Origin of the sequence: Paenibacillus sp. NPDC056579, assembly GCF_042793215.1 — a bacterium.
Taxonomy (GTDB): domain Bacteria; phylum Bacillota; class Bacilli; order Paenibacillales; family NBRC-103111; genus Paenibacillus_S.
The window spans coordinates 104,887-126,680 of sequence record NZ_JBHTVD010000014.1 but is presented as its reverse complement, the minus strand read 5'-3'; the positions used below and the strand labels follow the sequence as shown (position 1 = coordinate 126,680).

At 50.1% G+C, this 21,794-nt stretch carries 19 protein-coding genes; 15 read left to right on the top strand and 4 right to left on the bottom strand.

The genetic code is table 11. The annotated features are described in order from the left end of the window. Window positions 1-5 precede the first annotated feature (5 nt). The 5 genes from rpmI to ilvC all read left to right on the top strand — a co-directional run bounded on the left by rpmI (window position 6) and on the right by ilvC (window position 4,738). A complete protein-coding gene (gene rpmI / locus ACFQ88_RS34620) occupies window positions 6-209 on the top strand; it encodes a 50S ribosomal protein L35 (RefSeq protein ID WP_079913557.1) in 204 nt (67 codons plus the stop codon). Between the two features lie 45 nt (window positions 210-254). After that, on the top strand, window positions 255-614 hold the full coding sequence (gene rplT / locus ACFQ88_RS34615; RefSeq protein ID WP_239629972.1) for a 50S ribosomal protein L20: 360 nt from the start codon (window positions 255-257) through the stop codon (window positions 612-614). A 706-nt stretch (window positions 615-1,320) separates the two neighbouring features. Further along, window positions 1,321-3,063, top strand: coding sequence for a biosynthetic-type acetolactate synthase large subunit (gene ilvB, locus ACFQ88_RS34610; RefSeq protein WP_239629971.1), 1,743 nt, complete (start codon window positions 1,321-1,323; stop codon window positions 3,061-3,063). Further along, complete coding sequence (ilvN, locus tag ACFQ88_RS34605; RefSeq protein WP_239629970.1) at window positions 3,060-3,548, top strand: acetolactate synthase small subunit; 489 nt, start codon at window positions 3,060-3,062, stop codon at window positions 3,546-3,548. Before ilvB ends, ilvN begins: the two co-directional genes overlap by 4 nt. A 197-nt stretch (window positions 3,549-3,745) precedes the next feature. Next, on the top strand, window positions 3,746-4,738 hold the full coding sequence (gene ilvC / locus ACFQ88_RS34600; protein ID WP_239629969.1) for a ketol-acid reductoisomerase: 993 nt from the start codon (window positions 3,746-3,748) through the stop codon (window positions 4,736-4,738). A 508-nt stretch (window positions 4,739-5,246) separates the two neighbouring features. Here the strand turns inward: ilvC and ACFQ88_RS34595 are convergent. Continuing rightward, window positions 5,247-6,434: an aminotransferase-like domain-containing protein gene (locus tag ACFQ88_RS34595; RefSeq protein WP_239629967.1), complete on the bottom strand. Its 1,188-nt coding sequence runs from the start codon at window positions 6,432-6,434 to the stop codon at window positions 5,247-5,249. A gap of 194 nt (window positions 6,435-6,628) precedes the next feature. Between ACFQ88_RS34595 and leuB the strand changes: the two genes are divergently transcribed. The 4 genes from leuB to ACFQ88_RS34575 all read left to right on the top strand — a co-directional run bounded on the left by leuB (window position 6,629) and on the right by ACFQ88_RS34575 (window position 10,073). Further along, on the top strand, window positions 6,629-7,708 hold the full coding sequence (gene leuB / locus ACFQ88_RS34590) for a 3-isopropylmalate dehydrogenase (RefSeq protein ID WP_379461812.1): 1,080 nt from the start codon (window positions 6,629-6,631) through the stop codon (window positions 7,706-7,708). Window positions 7,709-7,937: 229 nt separating this feature from the next. Continuing rightward, window positions 7,938-8,486, top strand: coding sequence for a peroxiredoxin (locus ACFQ88_RS34585; protein ID WP_239629965.1), 549 nt, complete (start codon window positions 7,938-7,940; stop codon window positions 8,484-8,486). Between the two features lie 91 nt (window positions 8,487-8,577). Beyond that, window positions 8,578-8,961: a glycine cleavage system protein GcvH gene (gene gcvH, locus ACFQ88_RS34580; RefSeq protein WP_239629964.1), complete on the top strand. Its 384-nt coding sequence runs from the start codon at window positions 8,578-8,580 to the stop codon at window positions 8,959-8,961. 386 nt (window positions 8,962-9,347) lie between these two features. Beyond that, a complete protein-coding gene (locus tag ACFQ88_RS34575) occupies window positions 9,348-10,073 on the top strand; it encodes a bactofilin (protein ID WP_379461809.1) in 726 nt (241 codons plus the stop codon). Window positions 10,074-10,153: 80 nt separating this feature from the next. Here the strand turns inward: ACFQ88_RS34575 and ACFQ88_RS34570 are convergent, their stop codons facing one another. After that, window positions 10,154-12,115, bottom strand: a complete 1,962-nt coding sequence (locus tag ACFQ88_RS34570; RefSeq protein ID WP_379461807.1) for a glycoside hydrolase family 15 protein — start codon at window positions 12,113-12,115, stop codon at window positions 10,154-10,156. A 322-nt stretch (window positions 12,116-12,437) separates the two neighbouring features. Then, window positions 12,438-12,653 (bottom strand): hypothetical protein, encoded by a 216-nt coding sequence (locus tag ACFQ88_RS34565; RefSeq protein WP_239629961.1) that lies wholly within the window; start codon window positions 12,651-12,653, stop codon window positions 12,438-12,440. A gap of 643 nt (window positions 12,654-13,296) precedes the next feature. Here ACFQ88_RS34565 and ACFQ88_RS34560 point away from each other — a divergent pair. The 4 genes from ACFQ88_RS34560 to ACFQ88_RS34545 all read left to right on the top strand — a co-directional run bounded on the left by ACFQ88_RS34560 (window position 13,297) and on the right by ACFQ88_RS34545 (window position 17,573). Further along, complete coding sequence (locus ACFQ88_RS34560) at window positions 13,297-13,725, top strand: hypothetical protein (protein ID WP_239629960.1); 429 nt, start codon at window positions 13,297-13,299, stop codon at window positions 13,723-13,725. 186 nt (window positions 13,726-13,911) lie between these two features. Further along, window positions 13,912-14,721 carry an RNA polymerase sigma factor SigI gene (gene sigI, locus ACFQ88_RS34555; RefSeq protein WP_239629959.1) on the top strand — a complete coding sequence of 270 codons (810 nt, stop codon included), beginning with the start codon at window positions 13,912-13,914 and terminating at the stop codon, window positions 14,719-14,721. After that, window positions 14,714-16,297, top strand: a complete 1,584-nt coding sequence (locus ACFQ88_RS34550) for an anti-sigma-I factor RsgI family protein (RefSeq protein ID WP_379461804.1) — start codon at window positions 14,714-14,716, stop codon at window positions 16,295-16,297. Before sigI ends, ACFQ88_RS34550 begins: the two co-directional genes overlap by 8 nt. A gap of 259 nt (window positions 16,298-16,556) precedes the next feature. Continuing rightward, on the top strand, window positions 16,557-17,573 hold the full coding sequence (locus ACFQ88_RS34545) for an aldo/keto reductase (protein WP_379461802.1): 1,017 nt from the start codon (window positions 16,557-16,559) through the stop codon (window positions 17,571-17,573). A 221-nt stretch (window positions 17,574-17,794) separates the two neighbouring features. On the opposite strand, the gene ACFQ88_RS34540 is transcribed toward ACFQ88_RS34545, so the two are convergent. Beyond that, the gene (locus ACFQ88_RS34540; protein WP_379461800.1) at window positions 17,795-18,358 is read right to left on the bottom strand and encodes a hypothetical protein; all 564 of its coding nucleotides are present in this window, start codon (window positions 18,356-18,358) and stop codon (window positions 17,795-17,797) included. A gap of 177 nt (window positions 18,359-18,535) precedes the next feature. Between ACFQ88_RS34540 and ACFQ88_RS34535 the strand changes: the two genes are divergently transcribed. Together ACFQ88_RS34535 and ACFQ88_RS34530 are read left to right on the top strand one after the other, a co-directional pair. Beyond that, a complete protein-coding gene (locus ACFQ88_RS34535) occupies window positions 18,536-19,510 on the top strand; it encodes a Gfo/Idh/MocA family protein (protein ID WP_379461798.1) in 975 nt (324 codons plus the stop codon). A 60-nt stretch (window positions 19,511-19,570) separates the two neighbouring features. Beyond that, the gene (locus tag ACFQ88_RS34530) at window positions 19,571-21,760 is read left to right on the top strand and encodes a PAS domain S-box protein (RefSeq protein ID WP_379461796.1); all 2,190 of its coding nucleotides are present in this window, start codon (window positions 19,571-19,573) and stop codon (window positions 21,758-21,760) included. Window positions 21,761-21,794 lie beyond the last annotated feature (34 nt).

Below are 21,794 nucleotides of genomic sequence, written 5' to 3'. Positions count from 1 at the left end.
ACGTCATGCCAAAAATGAAAACACATAGCAGCCTGAAAGGCCGCTTCAAGATTACTGGAACAGGCAAAGTAAAACGCTACAAAGCTTACAAAAACCACCTGTTGTCCGGCAAGTCCGCTCGCCAAAAGCGCGTATTGGCTACCAATCCGGTTATGGCTGCAGGCGACGTAAGACGTTTGAAGCAGCAACTGGCTAACATCAAAGGTTAATTCGTTTCGTTAATCATTCTACTTAAATTTTGGAGGTAATGGATCATGGCAAGAGTCAAAGGCGGGTTCGTAACTCGTCGTCGTCATAAAAAGATTTTGAAATTGGCAAAAGGTTATTTCGGTTCCAAACACCGCTTATTTAAAACAGCTAACGCGCAAGTAATGAAATCCTTGCTGTACGCATACCGTGACCGCCGTCAGAAAAAACGTGATTTCCGCAAATTGTGGATCACTCGTATCAACGCTGCGGCTCGCATGAACGGCTTGTCTTACAGCAAATTCATGCACGGCTTGAAGCTGTCCGGCATCGAAGTAAACCGTAAAATGCTGGCTGACTTGGCTGTAAACGACATCAGCGCATTCAACGATTTGGCTACTGCAGCTAAGCAAAAAGTGAATGCTTAAGTAACAGCTTATAAATCGCTTGTCCTTTGGATGGAAACATCCGGGGCAGGCGATTTTTTTTGTTTTTTTTGTAAAAAATACGAATCAAACCATTTTTTTAAAAAACAGTTTTGCGAGATGCCATCCGTAAAGGACGCCTTGCATTATATATAAGACGGGCATTTGTGGAATTGCGGCGTGCTTTGTTTTAAAACAGGCTATATTCTCGATATGCCGTGACTTGGTCCATTGTGCATGGGAGGTTGCGTTTGCTGCGGAACGGCGAAGAAAGATATCGGACGGATTTACGCTTGACTCTTCTTTCGATTAGGAATATAATACTTTAAAAGTACAACTGTTGAAAACGGCAATGATGAGGACGAAGTTATAAGGGCTCTTATGTTCAGAGAGCAGAGGATAAGCTGAAACCGATGCCTTAATCCCTTATGTACGAGCTCACCTCGGAGCTGTTTCCCTGAAAAGTAAGCTGGTTTGATCGGCCTAGCTAGTAGGGGGAATCGGAATAGCACACGTTACCGTGCTGAAGGTATGCTGGCAACATGATTGCTTCGTACCTGCTAAGGTTATTTGCTGTGAGGCAGATAACAAACTCTGGGTGGTACCACGGAAGATTAGAACCCCTTTCGTCCCTTCAGACGCTCTTTTTGCGGCGTTTGGGATGAGAGGGGTTTTTTGCTTGTTTATTTTTCGAGAGGAGGAAAAATCAATGATCGTTCAAACCACTCAAAAGTCAAAAGAACAATTGCGTAAAGAGCTGCTGCAGCCGGATGTCATCACGGGATCGGAAATGTTACTGCGTAGTTTGCTGCTGGAGGACGTGGATTGCGTCTTTGGGTACCCAGGGGGAGCGGTTTTATATATTTACGATGCGATGCACGGCAACCCGGATTTCAAACACCTCTTGACTCGACACGAGCAAGGAGCCATTCATGCGGCGGACGGCTATGCGCGTTCGACTGGCAAAGTCGGCGTATGTATTGCAACATCCGGACCAGGAGCGACGAACCTCGTTACAGGCATTGCAACAGCTTATATGGACTCGGTACCATTGGTAGTCATCACAGGGAACGTAGCGACATCGGTGATCGGAACGGACGCTTTCCAAGAGGCTGACATTACAGGCATCACGATGCCGATTACGAAGCACAGCTATCTGGTGCGCGATGTGAAGGATTTGCCGCGGATCATCAAAGAAGCGTTCCACATCGCATCGACAGGCCGTAAAGGACCGGTATTGATCGACATTCCGAAGGATGTGTCCAACGACAAATCCGCATTCTACTATCCGGAAAGCGTGGAAATTCGCGGCTACAATCCGACGGTCCAGCCGAATAAGCTTCAAGTGGACCGTATGCTGGAAGCGATCGCCGAATCGGAGCGCCCTCTGATCCTTGCCGGCGGCGGAGTTGTATATTCCAATGCTTCCAAGGAGCTGCTGGAATTCGTAGAGAAGACGCGGATTCCCGTAACGACGACTTTGCTCGGACTGGGCGGATTCCCAAGCGCGCACGAGCTGTGGCTCGGCATGCCGGGGATGCACGGGGCGTATGCGGCTAACAAGGCTTTGCAAAGCTGTGATTTGCTGATCAGCATCGGCGCTCGCTTCGACGACCGGGTAACGATGAAGGTGAACGGTTTTGCTCCAATGGCGAAGAAGATCGTTCATATCGATGTCGACCCTGCGGAAATCGGCAAAATCATCGAAGCGACGATCCCATGCGTCGGCGATGTCAAAGCGGTGCTGCAGATGGCTCTGCAAAAAGCAAAACCTGCGAATTCGGAAGAGTGGATCAAGGCTGTTCAAGAGAACAAGAAAAACCGTCCTCTGCGCTACAAGGATTCCGAGACGGAACTGAAGCCGCAGTACGTTATTGAAATGATCCATGAAACGACGAAGGGCGAAGCAATCGTATCGACGGACGTAGGCCAGCACCAGATGTGGGCGGCGCAATACTACAAGTTCAATCATCCTCGTTCCTTTATCACTTCCGGCGGACTTGGCACAATGGGCTTCGGATTCCCATCTGCCATCGGAGCGCAAATTGCGAATCCGGATCGTCTGGTCGTTTCGATCAATGGCGACGGCGGAATGCAAATGTGCTCTCAAGAGCTGGCGATCTGTGCCATTAACAAAATTCCGGTCAAAATTGTCGTTATCAACAACCAGGTGCTTGGAATGGTGCGTCAATGGCAGGAAATCATTTATGACAACCGCTACAGTCACATCGATTTGGCGGGAAGCCCTGATTTCGTGAAGCTAGCTGAAGCTTATGGTGTTAAAGGCTTGAGAGCGACCAACAAAGAGGAAGCACACCGTGCATGGCAGGAAGCTTTGGACACCCCAGGTCCGGTACTCGTCGAATTCGTAGTCCGCAAAGGTGAGAACGTGTATCCGATGGTTACACAAGGATCGACGATAGATGAAATGATAATGGGGGATTCGGAATGACTTACAAACATACCATTTCCGTATTAGTAAACAACCAACCAGGTGTCCTACAGCGTGTATCCGGCTTGTTCGGACGCAGAGGCTTTAACATTGAGAGCATTACGGTAGGAGAGTCCGAGGAAGCGGGCTTGTCCCGTATGGTCATCGTAACGACCGGCGACGAAAAGACGCTGGAGCAGGTGTCGAAGCAGCTGTATAAGCTGATCGATGTAATCAAGGTCATAGACTTGAGCTCCAATCCTATGGTCGCACGCGAGCTGGCTCTGATCAAAGTCAGTGCGGAGCCGAGCGCACGTCCGGAAATTTTGGGCGTGGTCGAAACGTTCCGCGCAGCGGTAGTCGATATCGGCCCATCCTCGCTCATCGTACAGGTAGTCGGCGATTCCGAGAAAATCGACGCCATGGTCGAGCTGCTGAAGCCGTACGGCATCCGCGAGCTGTCCAGAACCGGCGTAACCGCGATGATTCGCGGGTCCGTGAAATAAGTCATCTTTCATTAACCAACTTTTATCGGTTGTAACCAAACGATCAACTACGATACCATACTTTGTGAGTGGGTGATAGAGCCGATGACCTGAGAGCTCTTGCTGCTTGCAGGCAGCGGATGCGCTTGAACCCCTCGATGGTTGTCCGCCGTATCGCCCACTCACAGGGTTTTAAATTAAAGGAGGAGCTATTATCCATGGCAGTTACTACGTATTATGAAAAAGATGCTGATCTAAGCGTACTCAAAGGTAAGACAATCGCAATCATCGGTTATGGCAGCCAAGGCCATGCTCAAGCGCAAAACCTGCGCGACAGCGGTTTGAAAGTTATCGTTGGTCTTCGCCAAGGTAAATCTTTCGAGCAAGCGAAAAACGACGGCTTCGAAGTATTCTCCGTTGCTGAAGCTACAAAATTGGCGGATGTAGTACAAATCCTGATGCCGGACGAAACGCAAGCAAGCGTATACCATAACGAAATCGAACCGAACCTGAAGCAAGGCGCAACCATCATGTTCTCCCACGGCTTCAACGTTCATTTCGGGCAAATCAATCCGTCTTCCGATAAAGACGTATTGCTGGTAGCTCCTAAATCCCCTGGTCACATGGTTCGCCGCGTATACGTAGAAGGCTTCGGCGTTCCTGGCTTGATCGCTATTCATCAAAACGCTACAGGCAAAGCTCAAGAAATCGGCTTGGCTTACGCTAAAGGTATCGGCTGCACACGTGCGGGCGTTATCGAAACAACATTCCGTGAAGAAACAGAAACCGACTTGTTCGGTGAGCAAGCAGTTCTTTGCGGCGGTGCTTCCGCATTGGTTAAAGCAGGCTTCGAAACTTTGGTTGAAGCTGGCTATGCGCCTGAAATGGCTTACTTCGAGTGCTTGCACGAGTTGAAATTGATCGTTGACCTGATGTATGAAGGCGGATTGGCTACAATGAGACATTCCATCTCCAACACCGCTGAGTACGGCGACTATGTAACAGGTCCTCGCATCATCACGGAAGAAACGAAGAAAGCTATGAAAGAAGTGCTTTCCGATATTCAACAAGGTAAATTCGCTCGCGACTTTATCTTGGAAAACCAATCCGGCCGTGCTTTCTTGACAGCTACCCGCCGTCTGGAATCCGAGCATCCATTGGAGCAAGTAGGTTCCCAGCTGCGTGAAATGATGCACTGGATCAAGAAATAATAATTGCCTTCTTGAGGTAATATAGAGGGTATGAATGAGGTCGGCTTGAAGTTACAGGGAATGCTGGGGTGAGTGTCACCCGATGCTCCCGTCTTCGAGCCGTCCTTTTTTAATTCCAAACACCCCCAGGCGCTGCTTCAGGCGGATGCATGCGGGGTGTATTATGTTATCCGGCAATTGTCTCATCTGGGGAGATGCCCTATTCCTTTAAAAGCCCACTCTTAATTAGTCGAAGCCACATACCATACAACATATCCTTTAAGAAGGGAGGATGAGATGTATGGGATACGGATTAGGCGGTGTAGGCTGCGGATGCGGAACAGGAGTAGGCGGTCTTTTCACAAGCTCTGCTATCATTCTGGTTCTGTTTATTTTGTTGGTAATCATCACTAGAGGTTTTCTTTACTAGTAAATAAAGCTGCCGGCTCTCCTTCAAGACCGGCGCGGCTCATAAACAAACAGAGCAGCCCCAACGGGCTGCTCTGTTTCAATATAGTAAGCGCAGTAATTACAGCACTTTGCGAATGGCGCGGTCCAGCCGTGCGATGCCTTCGATCATCTGCTCGCTGTCGGTATGCGTGAAGTTCAGGCGCATCGTGTTGAACTGCGGCTCGCTTGCATAGAAGCTCGAGCCCGGCACGAAGGCGACGCCTTCCTCTACGGCCAGCTTTAATAGCTGCTCCGTTTGTACATGCTCCGGCATCTCAACCCAGACGAACATGCCGCCCTTCGGCTCGATCCAGTGGACGCCAGGCCAGTTTTGCTGCTCCAGAAGGCCGACCATTTGCCGCATCCGGCTCTCATATTCGCTGCGAACGAGATCGATATGGGCGTAAATGTCAAAATGAAGGAACAGCTGGTGCAGCGCCTGCTGGTCCATAGAGCTGGAGTGCAGGTCGGCCGCCTGCTTAGCGCGGGTCATATGGCGGATGATCTCCGGATCACCGATAGCCCAGCCGGTACGCAGGGCGGGAGCGACAATTTTGGAGAACGTGCTCGTATAGACGACACCGTTGCCGTTGGCGCCGCCATCCAGCGAAAAGATCGAAGGAAGAGCTTCGCCCTGACCAAATCGCAATTCGCCGTAAGGATCGTCCTCAAGGATAAGCACGCCGCTGCGCTTACAGAGCTCCAGCAGGCCTTTGCGGCGTTCCAGGCTCCAGGCTTTGCCCGAAGGGTTGGAGAACGTCGGAATCACGTAGGCGAGCTTCGGATTGTACTCCTTGATCTTGCTTTCCAGATCGGACAAGCTCATCCCGTCCGCATCACAGTCGACCGATACGATTCGCGCGTCGCGCGACTGGAAGATTTGCAGCGCGGCCAGATAGGTCGGGCGCTCGACGAGGATGACATCGCCCGGATCGATATAGACGCGGGTCAGCAGATCGATAGCTTGCTGAGAGCCGGTAGTGAGCAGCATGTCGTCGATGCCGACGTGAATGTTTTTGCGCTCCAGATGCTTGGCTATGCTGTGGCGCAGCGGCGTGAAGCCTTCGGTTAAGCCGTACTGGAGCACTTGCTTGCCTTCGTCGAAGACGCGGGCGAAGGCGTCCTTTACCGCATCGATAGGGAAATACTGCTCGTTGGGCAATCCGCCTGCCAAGGAGATGATGGATTGACCTTGCGTCAGCTTTAAAATTTCGCGGACGGCCGATGATTTGAAGCTGTTGATGGTGTTGGAGAATCGATAGTTCATAAACAGGCTCCTTTGGATTAAACGATTGAATGTTGTGCGATGTATTATCGATTATTTTAATCCTTTAAAAGGGAGAAAACAACAAAGGATTGCTTATAGTAAATACCTATGACGATGATAGCTTTTATATCTTTGTCATGCGGGGCTAAATATGGTACAAAGAATATAATACTAGAATTGTAGGAGTGAACCTAATGGCAGACGTTAAAAAAATCGCAGTCATCGCAGGCGACGGAATCGGACCCGAGGTTGTTGCCGAAGCTGAGAAAGTATTGAAAAAAACCGAAGAGGTGTTCGGATTCCGTTTTGAAACCGAGCACGGCTTGTTCGGGGGCATTGCCATCGACGAGAAAGGAACTCCGCTTCCGCAAGAAACATTGGACATGTGTAAAAACTCCGATGCCGTATTGCTGGGCGCTGTAGGCGGACCGAAATGGGATAACAACTCGAAGGAGCTCCGTCCGGAAACAGGACTTTTGGGCATCCGCAAAGCATTGGGCTTGTTCTCCAACATTCGTCCGGCGGTTATTTTCGACTGCTTGAAGGACGCATCCACTTTGAAGCCGGAAGTTCTGGAAGGCACGGATCTGATCGTAGTCCGCGAGCTGACAGGCGGCATTTACTTCGGTGAGAAATTCCGCCGTGAAGGGGCCAACGGACAAGAAGCGGTCGATACTTGCGTGTACAACGTACAGGAAGTGGAACGCATCGTTCGCCAAGCTTTCGAAATTGCCCGCACACGCAGCAAGAAGCTGGCTTCCGTCGACAAAGCGAACGTATTGGAAACATCCCGCTTGTGGAGAGAGACTGTAAACCGTATTGCTCCGGATTATCCGGATGTTGAGCTGGAGCACGTACTGGTCGACAACTGCGCAATGCAGCTTCTGCGCCGCCCATCCAGCTTCGACGTTATCGTAACGGAGAACATGTTCGGCGACATCCTTAGCGACGAAGCCGCAATGCTTACAGGCTCCATCGGCATGCTGTCCTCCGCATCTCTTGGCGAAGGCGCATTTGGCCTGTACGAGCCGGTACACGGCTCCGCTCCTGACATTGCTGGTCAAGGCGTAGCCAACCCGATCGCTACGATTTTGTCCGTTGCTCTGATGTTCCGCCTGACGTTCGGCTATCATGATGCGGCTGAAGCTATCGAGCGCGCAGTGAAAGAAGTGCTTGACGCAGGACACCGCACAGGCGATATCGCGGTAGATAAGAGCAAAGCTATCGGTACTACGGCGATGGGCGATCTGATCGTTAACGCTATTAGAAAGTAACCATATAAACAGGTTTATGAGGGCTCTTCTATCCGATGGGATAGTTAAGAGCCCTCATTGTTCATATAATGCCGTTTTTTACATATTTAATAGTAAAGATCGTTGCATATCAGAGCTTGCACTACATTATAATAATTTTAAAGTAATAATTATTTTAAATTTGATTTGGCTGATCCGGATAATACCTTTTCTACATGTAAAATATGAGGGCAATAGGAGGATTAGGGAGATGGCGGAACGTTTGGTAGGGAAGCAAGCGCCGGATTTCACATTGGAAACCGCACTTGGCAATGGCCAAGACTTCGGAAAAGTATCTTTGTCCGACTACAAAGGCAAATGGCTGGTACTGTTCTTCTATCCGCTGGATTTCACTTTTGTTTGCCCTACCGAAATTATCGCTTTAAGCGAAGCGTACTCCGATTTCCAGAAGCTGAATACCGAAGTGCTCGGCGTGTCTACCGACAGCGTCCATTCTCACCGTGCATGGATCAATACTCCTGTTGAGAGCAACGGCTTGGGTAAGCTGAACTTCCCGCTGGGCGCTGACCTGACCAAGAAAGCGGCACGCGATTATGGCGTATTGATCGAAGAAGAAGGGATCGCGCTTCGCGGCTTGTTCATCATCAGCCCGACAGGCGAATTGAAATACCAAGTGGTCAACCATAACGATGTAGGCCGCAGCGTAGATGAAACGTTCCGCGTACTGGAAGCTTTGCAATCCGGCGGCCTATGCCCGATGAACTGGAGAAAAGGCGATCAGCACGTGACTGCGAAATAAGCTCCCGTTCCCGTAAACGGATTTCAAAAAATCCCTTTAGTCTGCTATACTGCAGCTAGAGGGATTTTATTTGTGAGCAGGAGGAAGATCAGTGGAAGTTGTGAAGCACCTGAAATACAGCGAAAACCATGAGTGGGTCCGTGTAGAGGGCAATAAAGCGGTTATCGGCATGACCGACTTCGCACAGGAGGAGCTCGGCATGATCGTATTCGCGGAGCTGCCGGAAGTAGGAGACGAGCTGAAGGCGGGAGAGCCGTTCGGAAGCATGGAGTCGGTCAAAACCGTATCCGAAATGTACGCCCCGATTTCCGGCAAAGTGATCGATGTGAACCGGAAGCTGCAGGACAATCCGGGGGTCATTAATATGTCCCCATATGATAACGGCTGGATGATCGTGCTTGAGATTACCGATGCGGCGCAGCTGGACAAGCTGTGGGATGCGGACAAATATGAAGCAACGTACGGTCATGAATAAGCGGCCGTGAACACCTTTATAAGAGCAGCAATGAAAAGAACGGTACGCGAGTGCCGTTTTTTATTTTTTATGTTTACAACGTAACAGTGTTATGTTACGATGTTTTCAGACGCAAACGAAGCAGCTCATTGAGATAAATCTATGAAAAGCCTGCCGAATGTAGGCGCGGGATGTGGAGCTGGATGCGGTACAAGGCTTGCTTAAGCAGGCAGGAGAAGCCCCTGTGCACAAGCTCCGGGAGTGCGTGGTGTCGCACTTTAGGACGGTGGGCGGTCACGCGGCCTTTTTTGAACGAAACATTGTTATGTAAAAACGAACACTTACGAATCATTTATAGTATCTAACCGGCAATAGAAGGCGAAAATGGTCAATATGGAGGGACGAATATGGATAACGGAAATCATAGGGATCTGATCATAGCAGGAAGCGGTTCTTCGGGAGGAGGCAGCTTTCGCCACATCCGCATCGACGGCTTCGGGAAAATATTAAGCTATGTGGAATGTGAGGAATTTCAATCGAACGGCCGAAGCGAGGTGCGCGGGCATACCCGCGGGGAGAAGGTCGAAGTGAACGGTTCTTCCAAGCTGTATGGGAATCTCGATGCCGGAGTGCTCGAGGTCAAAGGCGATGCCAAAGTAGAAGGACATGTCACTTACCGTGAATTTAACGGCAAAGGGTCCATGGTGGTAAAGGGCAATATGACCGGAGATTCGTTCGAGCTGGAGGGGGGGCTCCAAGTGGATGGAGACTGCGCCGCGGAAACGTTCGTAGCCAACGGCGGATTCCAGGTCGGAGGACTATTGAACGCCGGCGTCATCGACATTACGATGTTTTGGGCGTGCAAGGCGCAGGAAATCGGCGGTGAGAAGATTATAGTGAGAAAAAGCGGCCTAGCGTCGCTGTGGAATCCGTTCCTCCCCAAGTTTGCCTCAAAGCACTTGAATGCGGAGACGATTGAAGGCGATGAAATTTATTTGGAGCATACGACAGCTCATATCGTTCGCGGCAATCGCGTAACCCTTGGCCCCGGATGCGAGGTGAACCTGGTTGAATACAAGCAGCATTTCGAGGCTGACAAATCGGCCAAGGTTAAAGAATCCAGACAAATGTGAGCGACGGCATAACGATAAGCCCGGGACGAGTGGAACTTCGTCACCGGGCTTTTTCAACGTTTTATTACAGGCCCTACTTGCTAGCCCGTCAGTTTCTTAAACTTCTCCATATATTTCACGACAGCCAATACGAAGGTAGCGTGCGACCACGTTAACGGGGCTACGGAAACCGGACTTCCGTCGAACGGATCCAGCTGCTCCGGCAGGATGCCGCTCTCCATGGCGTGCTTCACTACCCATTCAAGCGTCCGGCGCGGCGATGCCAGATCGGCTACGGTCTTCGCACACTCGATCTCCCATTCGGCGATCCATAACGTACAGATGATCCATGGGTTGCCGGGGATATTCTCGATATCCGAGGAGCGCTGGAAATAATAGTCGTGGTAGTAGCGCGCTACGCCGCCTACATCCGTTTTAATGGTTAGACGGGCGCGATTGGCTTCCATCGTACGCACTACATGCTCGTCGTCTGCAGGCAGTACGCCGAACTCGAAGATGCCGTACACGCTGCTCTCGTACGTCCGGTCTTTGACCCATTCGCCGTTCTCCAGGTAGAGTCCGCGGACAAACCGTTGTTCCTCATCGTCCCATAAATGCTTCATGATGCCGGACTTAATCCTTTCGGCCGTATGACGGTAGCGGCTGCTGCGCTCCTCATCGCCGAACAGGTTGCAGAAGTTGGCAGCCGCAACAAGGCCGCCGTATACCGCAGAGGCCGTGAACGTATAGATGCCGTATCGTTCTTCCCATAAGTCATAACTTGGCTTCGGCAAATTCAAATCTTGATCTATGTAGCTGGACATGAAGCGGGCCGCTCTGCGGATTAACGTCCTGTACAGCGACTGAGGCAGCTCGATGACGCCATGCTTCAGGAAATCCTGCCATAAGGCGAACAGCACCAGGGCCGTTTCGTCCTCCTGGATCGGCAGCTGCGTTTTGCCGGCAAGGATGTAGGGATGCCAACTGGAGCCCACAGTACCGTCCGGATTATACTTATGATGCAGGTAGCCTTCGGGTGACAGCACATTCGCACAGAAATGGAAGAACGGCGTAATCATGCCCTGGTAGCCGGCCATCGACATGGCGTAGGCGATCAAGGCGCCGTCCCGCGGCCACATATAGCTGTAATGATCGCGGTTGCTCTGCATGATGTCGGAGTCGTTCGCCGCGATAATCGCGCCATTGACGTCGGTCTGCGTCCTGACAATCAGCAGGCTTTGCTTATATAGTCGGATGACTTCGGGGCTCAAGTCCCCGTAATCCCGCTCAGACTTGTTAACCCACCGCTGCCAGTATATTTTGATCCGCTCGAGCAGCTTGCCCGGGTGGCTTTCTTTTACATAGGAGTCAAGCTTCTTGACTTCCTCGAGATTTTTGCCTGCGGACATCCAATAATACATCGTCTCGTCGGCATTGGGCGGCACATGCAGCCGGAAGCTGATCGTGCTGTCGACGGAGCCTTGCGCTATCGCATTGCCCATCAAATGCCCGTCCTCGGCGTCCCGCCATGTCCCTTCAGCATTATAGAACCGTTTGACGCCGGTCGTATATTGATAAATGCCTTCAGGCCCCGTGCTGCCGCTAAACATGAAGTACCGGTCTTTTTTATAATGAAACACCGTATTGTTCAAAGGATAATAAGCGGCAGTATCGCCGACTTCGGTCTCATTAATCACCAGATCCTGATTGAAAAAGATGCGGACTTCCCGTACGGTATCCCAGTGGTTATGGATTTGCACCCGTTTGATATAAATATCCTCACGCTGATGAACACCATCGTTAATCAATAACGAGATACCCAAGTAAGAATGAACGGCGGTTACTTCCGTAATCAGGGAATCCTCAGCATATGACAGGTGAAAATTCCATTCCTGGTCGTTCAACCACGAAAAAGTGCCATCCACCCATAATCCCACTCTGCACTGATAGCCGCCGACGTGGTTTAATTGCCCTACATAGGGATAATATAAATCTCTCATGTAAGTATGACGGTCTAAGTTGATCAGAAATTTCCCGTTTCCGATGACTAAATGTCTTGGCAATTCACCCACATCCTTTCTATATCTGGAGTGTACTTCTTCAATTAGAGTACCTTTTTCTGCCAAGGCGGTCAATCCCGTTCCACCTCATGAAAACGGATACCCCGTGCTAAAAATGAAAATATTTTCAACAATAATGGCTTCTCTATCACTCTACTATTTCCGAAATTGCGAGAACTATACTTGGATTTAAGAAAATAGGCAAAAATAAATCTCCACCCGAAAGCGGAGATGCGGGGAGCCCCGAGAGCAGGAACGGATGTCATTCGGCCCGGGAGGGGGATAGGGATGAGTCCGAATTAATGTCAAAGCGGACGATTAGTCATCAAGTATGCTGCGCGGCCGTCTGCGGGACTTGGGTCAGCCGAACGATGAGATCGTAAGGATTATCCGATTGCAGCAGCCGTTGCACTTGATCGTGGCCGATCCCATTGCACACTTGCGTCTTTCCCGTATGATATTGGATGTGCATTTGCGATGACTGGTCATCATATTGCACGAAAGAAATTTGTTTGGATCCGATTGGAATGCTGTACTTCAATACGCTCTCTCCCTTCGGAAATAAGAATGGAAATTAGTCAGCTCACCATAAAAAGGCGGCAGCGGAAAGGTCGAATTAATTCAGCTTATGCCTATGAAACGCCGTTTAGAATAGGCTAACGATAATCATTAGCACCTGCTTGTCCGGCAGGCGAGCTGAATTACTAGACATGCTTGAAGGGACTCGTCCAGAATCCGTTCAATCTGTATAAATCGGGTCGAAGGGGCGAAGCTCCTGCTCCAAAGAATGATTACCCAACCGGATGCCTTGTTGAAACAGGCTTTTGGCGAATGAGGATCATAAATGTTCAGTTATGAAAAGGCAAAAGGGTTTCATACAATGGATTATTGGGTAGTATGCCCTGATACCGGCAAATGGCAAATTGGTAATAATCCGCAATCGCTTGTTCATAAAAGCTACCTGCTGGTATAATAGACGGTAAAGTCGTTTAGGCATGGCGGCCATTCGATTTCATTTATTGTAGTGATACGACCATTCATAGGGAAGTTTTGATTCTTACGAAGCAAGTTTCCTAACGGAAACTCAAAGCTTATTCTTACGAAGCAAGTTTCCTAACGGAAACTCAAAGCTTATTCTTACGATGCAAGTTTTCCCTTCAGGAAAACTCTTAGGAGGCATAAACATGAGCTTTTGCTGTGGCGCCAGTATGATAGGAACCAAAGGAACGCTTAAACATATAAGAACGCAAATTCATAACGTACCTCTGTTGTTTTGCCCGGTTTGCCACCGTGTTGAAGTGCACCATTTGGTAGAGAGCGAATACGATATTCTCGCCGAATATGCACATGGCGACGGAGCGCCGGAAGTGGATTTTCAAGATTACGTAGAAAACCGCAGCCAAGCGGAATTATATGAGAACTGCGTGAATAACGAGAACGAAGACCCGCTAGAGGTTGTGCGCAGTCAAATCGATATGTCATTGGACCTCCTGATGGTGGCCAAGGCATGGGGCGATGTCGAGTGGGAGGAGCAGCTGAAGCGTCGGCTGAATATCCTTAGCCAGCGCAAAAACAAGCTCAAGAACAAAAAGTCTATGCGCGGCTTAACTTAATCGAACATGACAACGTCTCTATTCTTTAGAGACGTTTTTTTATTGTCCGAGGGTCTATAAAATAGACTTTTTTCGACAAAGAAGGCTTCCCTCTAATTACCTGTGATATAATGTGTGGGGAGGCAACTGCCGACCCCCGTAAATACTGATGATAATAGCGAAAAAATATAGTGTGAGGTGGAACGATTGCTGCTCGTTTTATTTAAGAGATTTCTCGGAAAACGCCAGTCTCACCACCCTGAAACATCGGATTCGCAATCGCCTGAGCAACTTGTGATTCGTATTCAAGAGGGTGACTTGCGCCTGCGCAATCAGTTCATTACGGACTACCAGCCGTATGTTGCGAAGGTGACAAGCCGTTTTTGCAAAAGATATGTTGACCCGGCAAGAGATGATGAATTCAGCATTGCTCTGGGTGCATTCAACGAAGCCGTTAACCAGTTCTCTCCCCAGGCGGGTCGGTCTTTTCTCGGTTTTGCCGAGCAAGTCATCCGGCGCCGTTTAATTGACTATGTCCGTAAGGAGCAGCGCTTCTCGCAGCAAATCCCTTACAGCATGTTTGAGGTGGAGGACGAGGAGGATAACGTCGTGAACCCGGTGGAAATTCACCAGGCGATCGAGCAGTACGAAAAGCAAAAAGGAATGGAGGAGCGCCGCAGCGAAATATTGGATTTAAACCGATGCCTGGCTGATTTTGGCATTCAATTTGCGGATTTGGTAGATGCGTCCCCAAAGCATGACGACTCCAGGCAAGCGCTATTCGGTATTGGCAAGCAGCTTTCGGAAGATCCGGATTTAATGAGAACGATGCTGTCGAAGCGAATGCTGCCTATCAAGGAACTTTTGGACATGGTGGAGGTGTCCCGGAAGACATTGGAACGTAACCGCAAATTCATCATTGCTGTGGCATTAATTTATAACGGGCCTTATCCATATCTCCGTGATTACTTACATATTAAAGATGATGCAGTCGAAGGGGGGATAGTCAATGAATAAAGGCATCGTCATGGAGATGACGGATAGAAGCATTATCGTAATGCGCCAGGATGGCAAGTTTGACAAGATTTCCCGGAAAAATCGCTCTTGCGAAATCGGTGAGGAAATCATTTACGCCCAGAGCGGTGTAAACTGGCGCAGTCCGTCCGTAGCCGGCCGATCCGCATTTGTCGCGGCGGTCGTGTTCTGCCTAGTCTTGTTTGCCAGCTTCGCCGGCAGACTGGGCAGCTCCGAAGTCGTTGCCTATGTATCGCTGGACATCAATCCTTCCGTTGAGATGGGAATCGATGAAAAGAAGCAAGTGCTTGAGCTTCGAGGACTAAATGATGATGGATCGGCATTAATACAAGAGGTAAACTACAAGGGGAAAACATTGGAGAATGTGACAGCGTCGCTACTGGATAAGGCGGAACAGAAGTCGCTAGCCAAAGGTGAAGCGAGCATTGTCATTGCAAGCTCCGTAGTAACAGAGAAGAGCAGCGTGAACGATGCGCAAATCGCCGAGAAGCTGCGGCAGCAAGTAACCGACCATATTAAGCTGACACATCCCGAACAAGTAAGCTCGTATCAGGTCGAAGCTTTCGCTGCGCCTCAGGAGGTGCGTGAGGAAGCGAGCAAAAGCGGCGTATCCATGGGGAAATACACGGTCTATCTGAATGCGAAGAGCAACGGGATCGATGTGAAAATCGATGACCTGAAAAAGGAGTCGATCCACCAGATCGTCAAAAACAATCCGGAAAACAAGACCGCGGTCGTACAGCCCGACAAGACGCCTACAAAGTCGGATATCCGGAAATGGATCGAGGAAGAGCGGTCCGGAGAATTGGATAAGAAGCTCCAGGAAAAGAAAAAGGAGCAGGATACCAAATCGGCCAGCAGCAGCAAGAACGATGCGAAAAAGCCGGGAACGAACGGCTCGCCAACCACGTCAAGCATCAGCAACAATGGCAATAACAACAATAACAACAATAACAGCAGAAATAACACCGGTACGAACAGCAGAGATAACGATAAGAACAATAGAAACGATAAAGACGATGATGACAAGGACAGCGACCGCAAGGACGACAAGAAGCCGTCATCTTCCAACAGTACGAACAGGCCCGGCACATCCGTTCCGGTTGTAAGGCCTGGAGCAAGTACGCCTCCTTCGAAGCCGGGAACCCCAACTCCCGGCACTTCCCGTCCGGGCAGCGACAACAAGAACGATCGCGGTGACGACCGGAATAAAGAGGACGACAACAAGCGGGACGACAGCAAGAATAACGACACCAAAAAAAATGACGTCCCTCCGAAGGTCACTCCAACTCCGCCTCCAAAAAAGGATGACGCCAAAAAGGAGGATGACCGCAAGCGAGCCGAAGAGGAGCGCTTGCGGGAAGAAGCCAAGCGAGTAGAAGAACAGAAGAATCTGGCCGAGAAGAAGAAAGAGGAAGAGCGCAAGAAGGAACAAGAGAAGAAAGCCGAGGACAACAAGAAAGAGGACTCGAAGGACGACAACGGCAAGAAATCGTCCGATAACCAAAGAGACAGTAACGATAGAAACGATAACGACAACAATGACAGACGTCGTTAATACTTGAACACGGTTGCCATACGGCTTCCGTGTTTTTCTCATAGCTTCGAGCGGATTTCCCGTAATATATTAATTGGAAAATGAATCCATTATTTACAAAGAGGCGTAACCGTGCGTTTTTCTTGTGAATTTTTAAAACGCTGTCATGACGGGGCCGCGGGGTTATGATAAAATAGGTACTTGAAATAAGTTCTTTCCAGCTTCGATCAGAGGCTTTTTGATAATTATAAACTTTCATGGGACGAGGGGAGAAATAACAATGAGGTACAGCCAATTTGGGCAAACCGGCCATCGGGTGTCCGCCTTAGGATTTGGAGCAATGAATTTGCCAGGAGTGCCGCTGCAGCAGGCGGGAGATGCCTTGAATTACGCGCTGGACCACGGGATTAACTACATTGATACCGCCGCCGGCTACCGCAACAGCGAGGAAATTATCGGCGAGACGATATCTCATCGGCGTTCGGAGTTTTTTCTGGCTACGAAGACGGGGAAGCGGGACTATGCTTCGGCTAAGGAAGAGATAGAACGCAGTCTGGCCAGGATGAAAACCGATGTCATCGACCTGCTGCAAATACACTATGTCAACTATGTAAGCGAATATAAGCTGGCAATGGAAGAGAACGGATCGTACCGCGCGGCGTTGGAAATGAAAGAAGCGGGCAAGGTGCGATTTATAGGGATTACGGGACATCGTCCGGAGCTGCTGGCTAAATGGGTCAGCAAGGGCGATTTCGATCAAGTCTTGTTCCACTTGAACCTGGCGCAGCCGTTCGCTCTGGACGAGCTGATTCCGATGGCTACGAAAATGGGGATGGGCAAGGTAGCTATGAAGCCTTTGTCCGGAGGATTCATCCAGCCGGTTGAGAAGGCGATCCGCTATCCATACAGCCAGGATGTAAATGTCATCATTTCGGGCATGGTGAGCGTCGACGAGGTGAAGCAGAACCTTGCAGCCATGGAGCTTGAGGTAGAGGCGGAGGAACGCAAGGAGCTGGAAGCGATGGCTCTGGAGCTCGGAACCCACAACTGCCGCAGATGCAATTACTGTTCCTGTCCGATCGGAGTTACGATCCCGGACATCATGATATCGAGCCAAGTACGCAAAAGCTTGGGACTGCTGCCGAAAGGCGACGGCTTCTATCAGCGGATGAAAGAGCCTATTATGTCGTGTGCCGACTATGAGCCCTGTAGAGAGAAGCCGCTTTGTGAGGAGAAATGCCCGTATCACTTGCCTATGCAGAAAGTGGTACAAGAAGCGGCGTCCTATTTTGCATAAGCTTGATGACAGATATCTCGGACATTCTCTCTAGCTACGATAAATTTAAGGATTTGGCATTTGTCTTTTACTGCAAGGCCACACGCTAAATTACTGTATTGCTGCAATACAGTAACGCGGGATATCATCATGGTGCCGTCTTACATGGGAGTCGTATAAAATAAAATGCTGCCTCGCGCATGAAGCGCGGGCAGCAGGAAAGGCAAAGGATGATGCCGAAATTATGCGGAGATGCTCTTACTCTTGTTTTGGGAAGCGGTTGCCGACGATGACATCATCGTAAGCGCTGTTTCCTCAAGGTCTTTCATTGGAATGACAAGACGGTTCACTTCGTCCGTTGTGAAGGACATATTAGCGGTTCTCGACGCCAGCTGTGTCAGATTAATACCGATCCAGCCGGTCTTGCGGTGATGCGCCGACAAGTCAAACGCGAGGACGGGGATCGTCGCTGCATGCTGCTGCGCGGCTCCTCCATGCTGCGGCTCGGAGGCAATGTCTTTCAGATGGAAGTACGCCATGCCTGTTTTCCAGCGCAGGAAGCCGGGTTGAAACGCAATGACCAGAATCGCTTCTTCTCCGTCGCCTTGTTTATATATCGAGACGTTACGGTTGCGGCCGCGAATATATTGATATCTTTTGGCATCGGGCAAAAATAAAACAATCAGTATGGGCACAGCACTAGCCGCGTAAATCAGCATTTCTTCCTGCAGCAGGGCCGATAGTCCCAGTAATACGGCAAAAAGGATGATGGAAGTTACAAACATCCATATGTTTTTTTTCGACAAGTTAGCCATCCCCCAGATGGAAAGAAAAATGATGAAGCGAACACATTTTGCAATATTCCTATTCTACCATAAGGGCGATGTCAAATTAAAGCGCTTTGCTAGTCGCCGGTATGTCAAATTTTTGTAGAGACATCGGCCGGAACCGAATATTTACTACAGCCGAGGAGGTTCATCCGCTTGAAGAGACGTATAGGCATCATCGGGCTCGGCGATATAGCGCAAAAAGTATACTTGCCGATGCTGTCCGCCGACAGCCGTGTGGATATAGTAGGGCTTTGCAGCCGGAGGCTGTCTACCGTGGAGGCGGTGGCGGACCAGTACCGGATCAAAGGAAGATACGATACATTGACAGCATTACTGGCGGAAGAGCCCGACGCGGTGTTCGTTCATAGCCCTACGGAAACTCACTATGAGATTGTCATGGACTGCTTGCGTCATGGTGTTCCCGTCTATGTGGACAAGCCGTTATCGTACGACTACAGGGAGTCCGAGGCTATGGCGCAGCTCGCGCTGGAGCGGGGACTGCTGCTTGCGGTAGGCTTCAACCGCCGTTTTGCGCCGCTGTATCAGCAGGCCAAACGATGGGTCGAGGAGGCAGGGGGCTTCGACCTGTGCACGGTCGTCAAGCACCGGACCAAGCTGCAGCTGCATAGCGCCAAGCATACGCTGTACGACGACCTGATCCATATGCTCGATCTGCTGCTGTGGCTGGGCGGCACTTCGTATAAGGATTTGCATTACGTTGAGCAGGCCGACGAGGAAGGCAGGCTGATTTTGGGCTCCGGGAGCCTCGTGTTTGACGGAGCTGGAGCGGGAGCCGAAGGCGGGGCAGTGGCTAGGGAGACTGCTCGTACCGGGCAATTCAGCATGTCGCGGCGTGCAGGAGCGGACTTGGAGAAGCTCGAGCTGCATGGAGCCGGGCGTTCGGCCGAGGTGGTCAATATGGAATCGGCCGTATGGATGGAGAAAGAGGCTCAGCCGAGGGCAGGCGGATTCGGCAGCTGGGATACGATTCTTCATCGGCGCGGCTTTGCCGGCGTGATCGCTCATTTTCTCGATAGCTTGAGCGAGCCTTTGTCTTGCACGATAAAAGCGGATCTGACGCTTCCTTCTCATAAGCTGGTAGAAAGGTTAAACTTACATACGCAATGATCGCATTTCGAATACCGATTACTGGTAACTGTTGGATAAGCTAAGGAGGCGTCATGCTTTATGTGTTCATTGCATCCGGATCACCCTTCTTTTTATGCAAATGCGTTCTTGCATGCACCTATCGGTATCGCTATTGCATCCGTCCATGGTGAATGGGCCAAGGTGAACCGGGCACTTTGCAACATGCTCGGATATGATGAGGATGAGCTTAGTTCGTTGGATTATCGAACGATAGCCCGCCGGGAGGACCTGTTAATTGCCGATCAGCTTGTTCAGGACATGCTGGAGGGAGGGAGCACTTCCTGCTCCCTGGAAGTTCGCTATTGGCACAAATCCGGGCGAACGGTATGGATTTCGCAGCATATGTCGTTAATCCGTGATGAGATAGGCAATCCTCAATGCTTCTATATTCACTTTACGGATATGACCCGGCAGCGGCAGTCGAATCAGCTGTATTCCGTTATAACCGAGCACTCTCTGGACATCATTTCTTTTAATTCGCCGGAGGGAGTTTGTCTGTACATCTCACCTGCCGTTCGCTATTTGCTCGGTTACTATCCGGAGGAGCTAGTCGGGAAGCAGCACCTGGATTATGTTCATCCCGAGGATAAGGCCTACCTGATGGGGCGAACGTACAGCGATACGGATAAGATCACTTACCGCTATCGCCATGCCGACGGACATTATGTCTGGTTCGAGACCACGATGAAATTTATCCGCGATGCACAAGGCAAGGTAGAAACGACTCTGGCCATAGGACGCGACATCTCCGAGCGTATTAAGACCGAGCAGGCCTTGGAAAATAGCAGAAGGAATTTGGCCGAGGCACAAAAAATCGCATCCATCGGCAGCTGGGAATGGGATTTGCTCACCAACGATGTGGTTTGGTCGGAAGAGCTGATGCGTATTTGCGACATCGAGCCCGAAGTATTCTGCGGCAAATTCGAAAAGTTGATTACGTATATCCATCCCGATGACTTGGACATGGTGCTTCATAATATAAAACGGGCGCGGGAAGGGCAGCCGTATAACCTGGAATGCCGCATCCTGACATCCACATCAACCGATAAATACGTACATATTCAAGGTATCGTAATATACGATTCACATAATAAGCCTTACAAAATGCACGGAACCGTGCAGGATATTACCGAACGCTATAAAATGCAGCAGCTGCTGGAAGAAACGATCGACCGGTATACTTCCTTGAAAAAGTACAATCCGGACGGCATCATCTCCTTGGACAAACAAGGCTATATCGTGTCCGCCAATCCGGCGGCTCAGACCATATCGGGCTACAGCGCACAGGAGCTGGTGCAGCTTCATTTTACCGATTTGCTGCATCCGGATGATATGATCCGCGCCTTGGCGTGGTACGAGCAATTTTTACAGGGGGAAATGACCGAACGCGAAGACCTGAGCATTAAGCACAAGGACGGCCGATTTATTAATCTGTTAATTACTCCTGCTCCGATCATTATCAGGCAGCAAATCGTCGGTTGTTACATCGTAGTAAAGGATATTACCGATCAAAAGAAGACGGACGAGCTGCTGCGGCAGTCGGAGAAGCTGTCAGTCGTTGGGCAGCTGGCCGCAGGTGTAGCTCATGAAATCCGCAATCCTCTGACAGCTCTGAAGGGCTTCGTGAAGCTGATGATGTATTCGGAGCATTCATTTCCAAGGTATTTGGCGATTATGAAGGAAGAGCTCGAGCGGATCGAGCTGATCGTCAGCGAGCTGTTGATGCTGTCGAAGCCTCAGACCACCAATTTGCGCTGCATGAATTTGAAAGAAGTGCTGGAGGAGGTCCAGGCTCTAATAGGGACGCAGGCCATCATGAAAAACATCGACATTCAGCTGGATGCGGAGGGCGACTTGTTCCCGGTATACTGCGATCCGAATCAAATCAAGCAGGTGTTCATCAATTTTATTAAAAACGGCATTGAAGCGATGAATCAGGAAGGCGTTATCCGGATCCATCTATCCGATGATTCCGAGTGCTTTACCCGAGTGCAAATCATAGATGAAGGCTGCGGTATACCTGAAGACAAGCTCCCGAGATTGGGTGAGCCGTTTTTTACGACCAAGGAGGGCGGAACGGGCCTTGGCTTGATGATCAGCCAAAAAATCATCGAGCATCACGGCGGGACGATGTCGATCTACAGCCAATTAAACGTTGGTACGACGGTGGAGGTCTGCTTCCCTACGTCAGATATCCAGCTGGAAGAACGGCGAGCGGTTCGGGCATAATAAGGGAATAAAGGCATCTATTACAGCCAGTCGA

What these genes read in the sequence shown, in the direction of transcription:
- rpmI (WP_079913557.1), top strand. Translation starts at nt 6, where the DNA reads ATGCCAAAAATGAAAACACATAGCAGCCTGAAAGGCCGCTTCAAGATT.
- rplT (WP_239629972.1), top strand. Translation starts at nt 255, where the DNA reads ATGGCAAGAGTCAAAGGCGGGTTCGTAACTCGTCGTCGTCATAAAAAG.
- ilvB (WP_239629971.1), top strand. Translation starts at nt 1,321, where the DNA reads ATGATCGTTCAAACCACTCAAAAGTCAAAAGAACAATTGCGTAAAGAG.
- ilvN (WP_239629970.1), top strand. Translation starts at nt 3,060, where the DNA reads ATGACTTACAAACATACCATTTCCGTATTAGTAAACAACCAACCAGGT.
- ilvC (WP_239629969.1), top strand. Translation starts at nt 3,746, where the DNA reads ATGGCAGTTACTACGTATTATGAAAAAGATGCTGATCTAAGCGTACTC.
- ACFQ88_RS34595 (WP_239629967.1), bottom strand. Translation starts at nt 6,434, where the DNA reads ATGAACTATCGATTCTCCAACACCATCAACAGCTTCAAATCATCGGCC.
- leuB (WP_379461812.1), top strand. Translation starts at nt 6,629, where the DNA reads ATGGCAGACGTTAAAAAAATCGCAGTCATCGCAGGCGACGGAATCGGA.
- ACFQ88_RS34585 (WP_239629965.1), top strand. Translation starts at nt 7,938, where the DNA reads ATGGCGGAACGTTTGGTAGGGAAGCAAGCGCCGGATTTCACATTGGAA.
- ACFQ88_RS34575 (WP_379461809.1), top strand. Translation starts at nt 9,348, where the DNA reads ATGGATAACGGAAATCATAGGGATCTGATCATAGCAGGAAGCGGTTCT.
- ACFQ88_RS34560 (WP_239629960.1), top strand. Translation starts at nt 13,297, where the DNA reads ATGAGCTTTTGCTGTGGCGCCAGTATGATAGGAACCAAAGGAACGCTT.
- ACFQ88_RS34550 (WP_379461804.1), top strand. Translation starts at nt 14,714, where the DNA reads ATGAATAAAGGCATCGTCATGGAGATGACGGATAGAAGCATTATCGTA.
- ACFQ88_RS34545 (WP_379461802.1), top strand. Translation starts at nt 16,557, where the DNA reads ATGAGGTACAGCCAATTTGGGCAAACCGGCCATCGGGTGTCCGCCTTA.
- ACFQ88_RS34530 (WP_379461796.1), top strand. Translation starts at nt 19,571, where the DNA reads ATGTGTTCATTGCATCCGGATCACCCTTCTTTTTATGCAAATGCGTTC.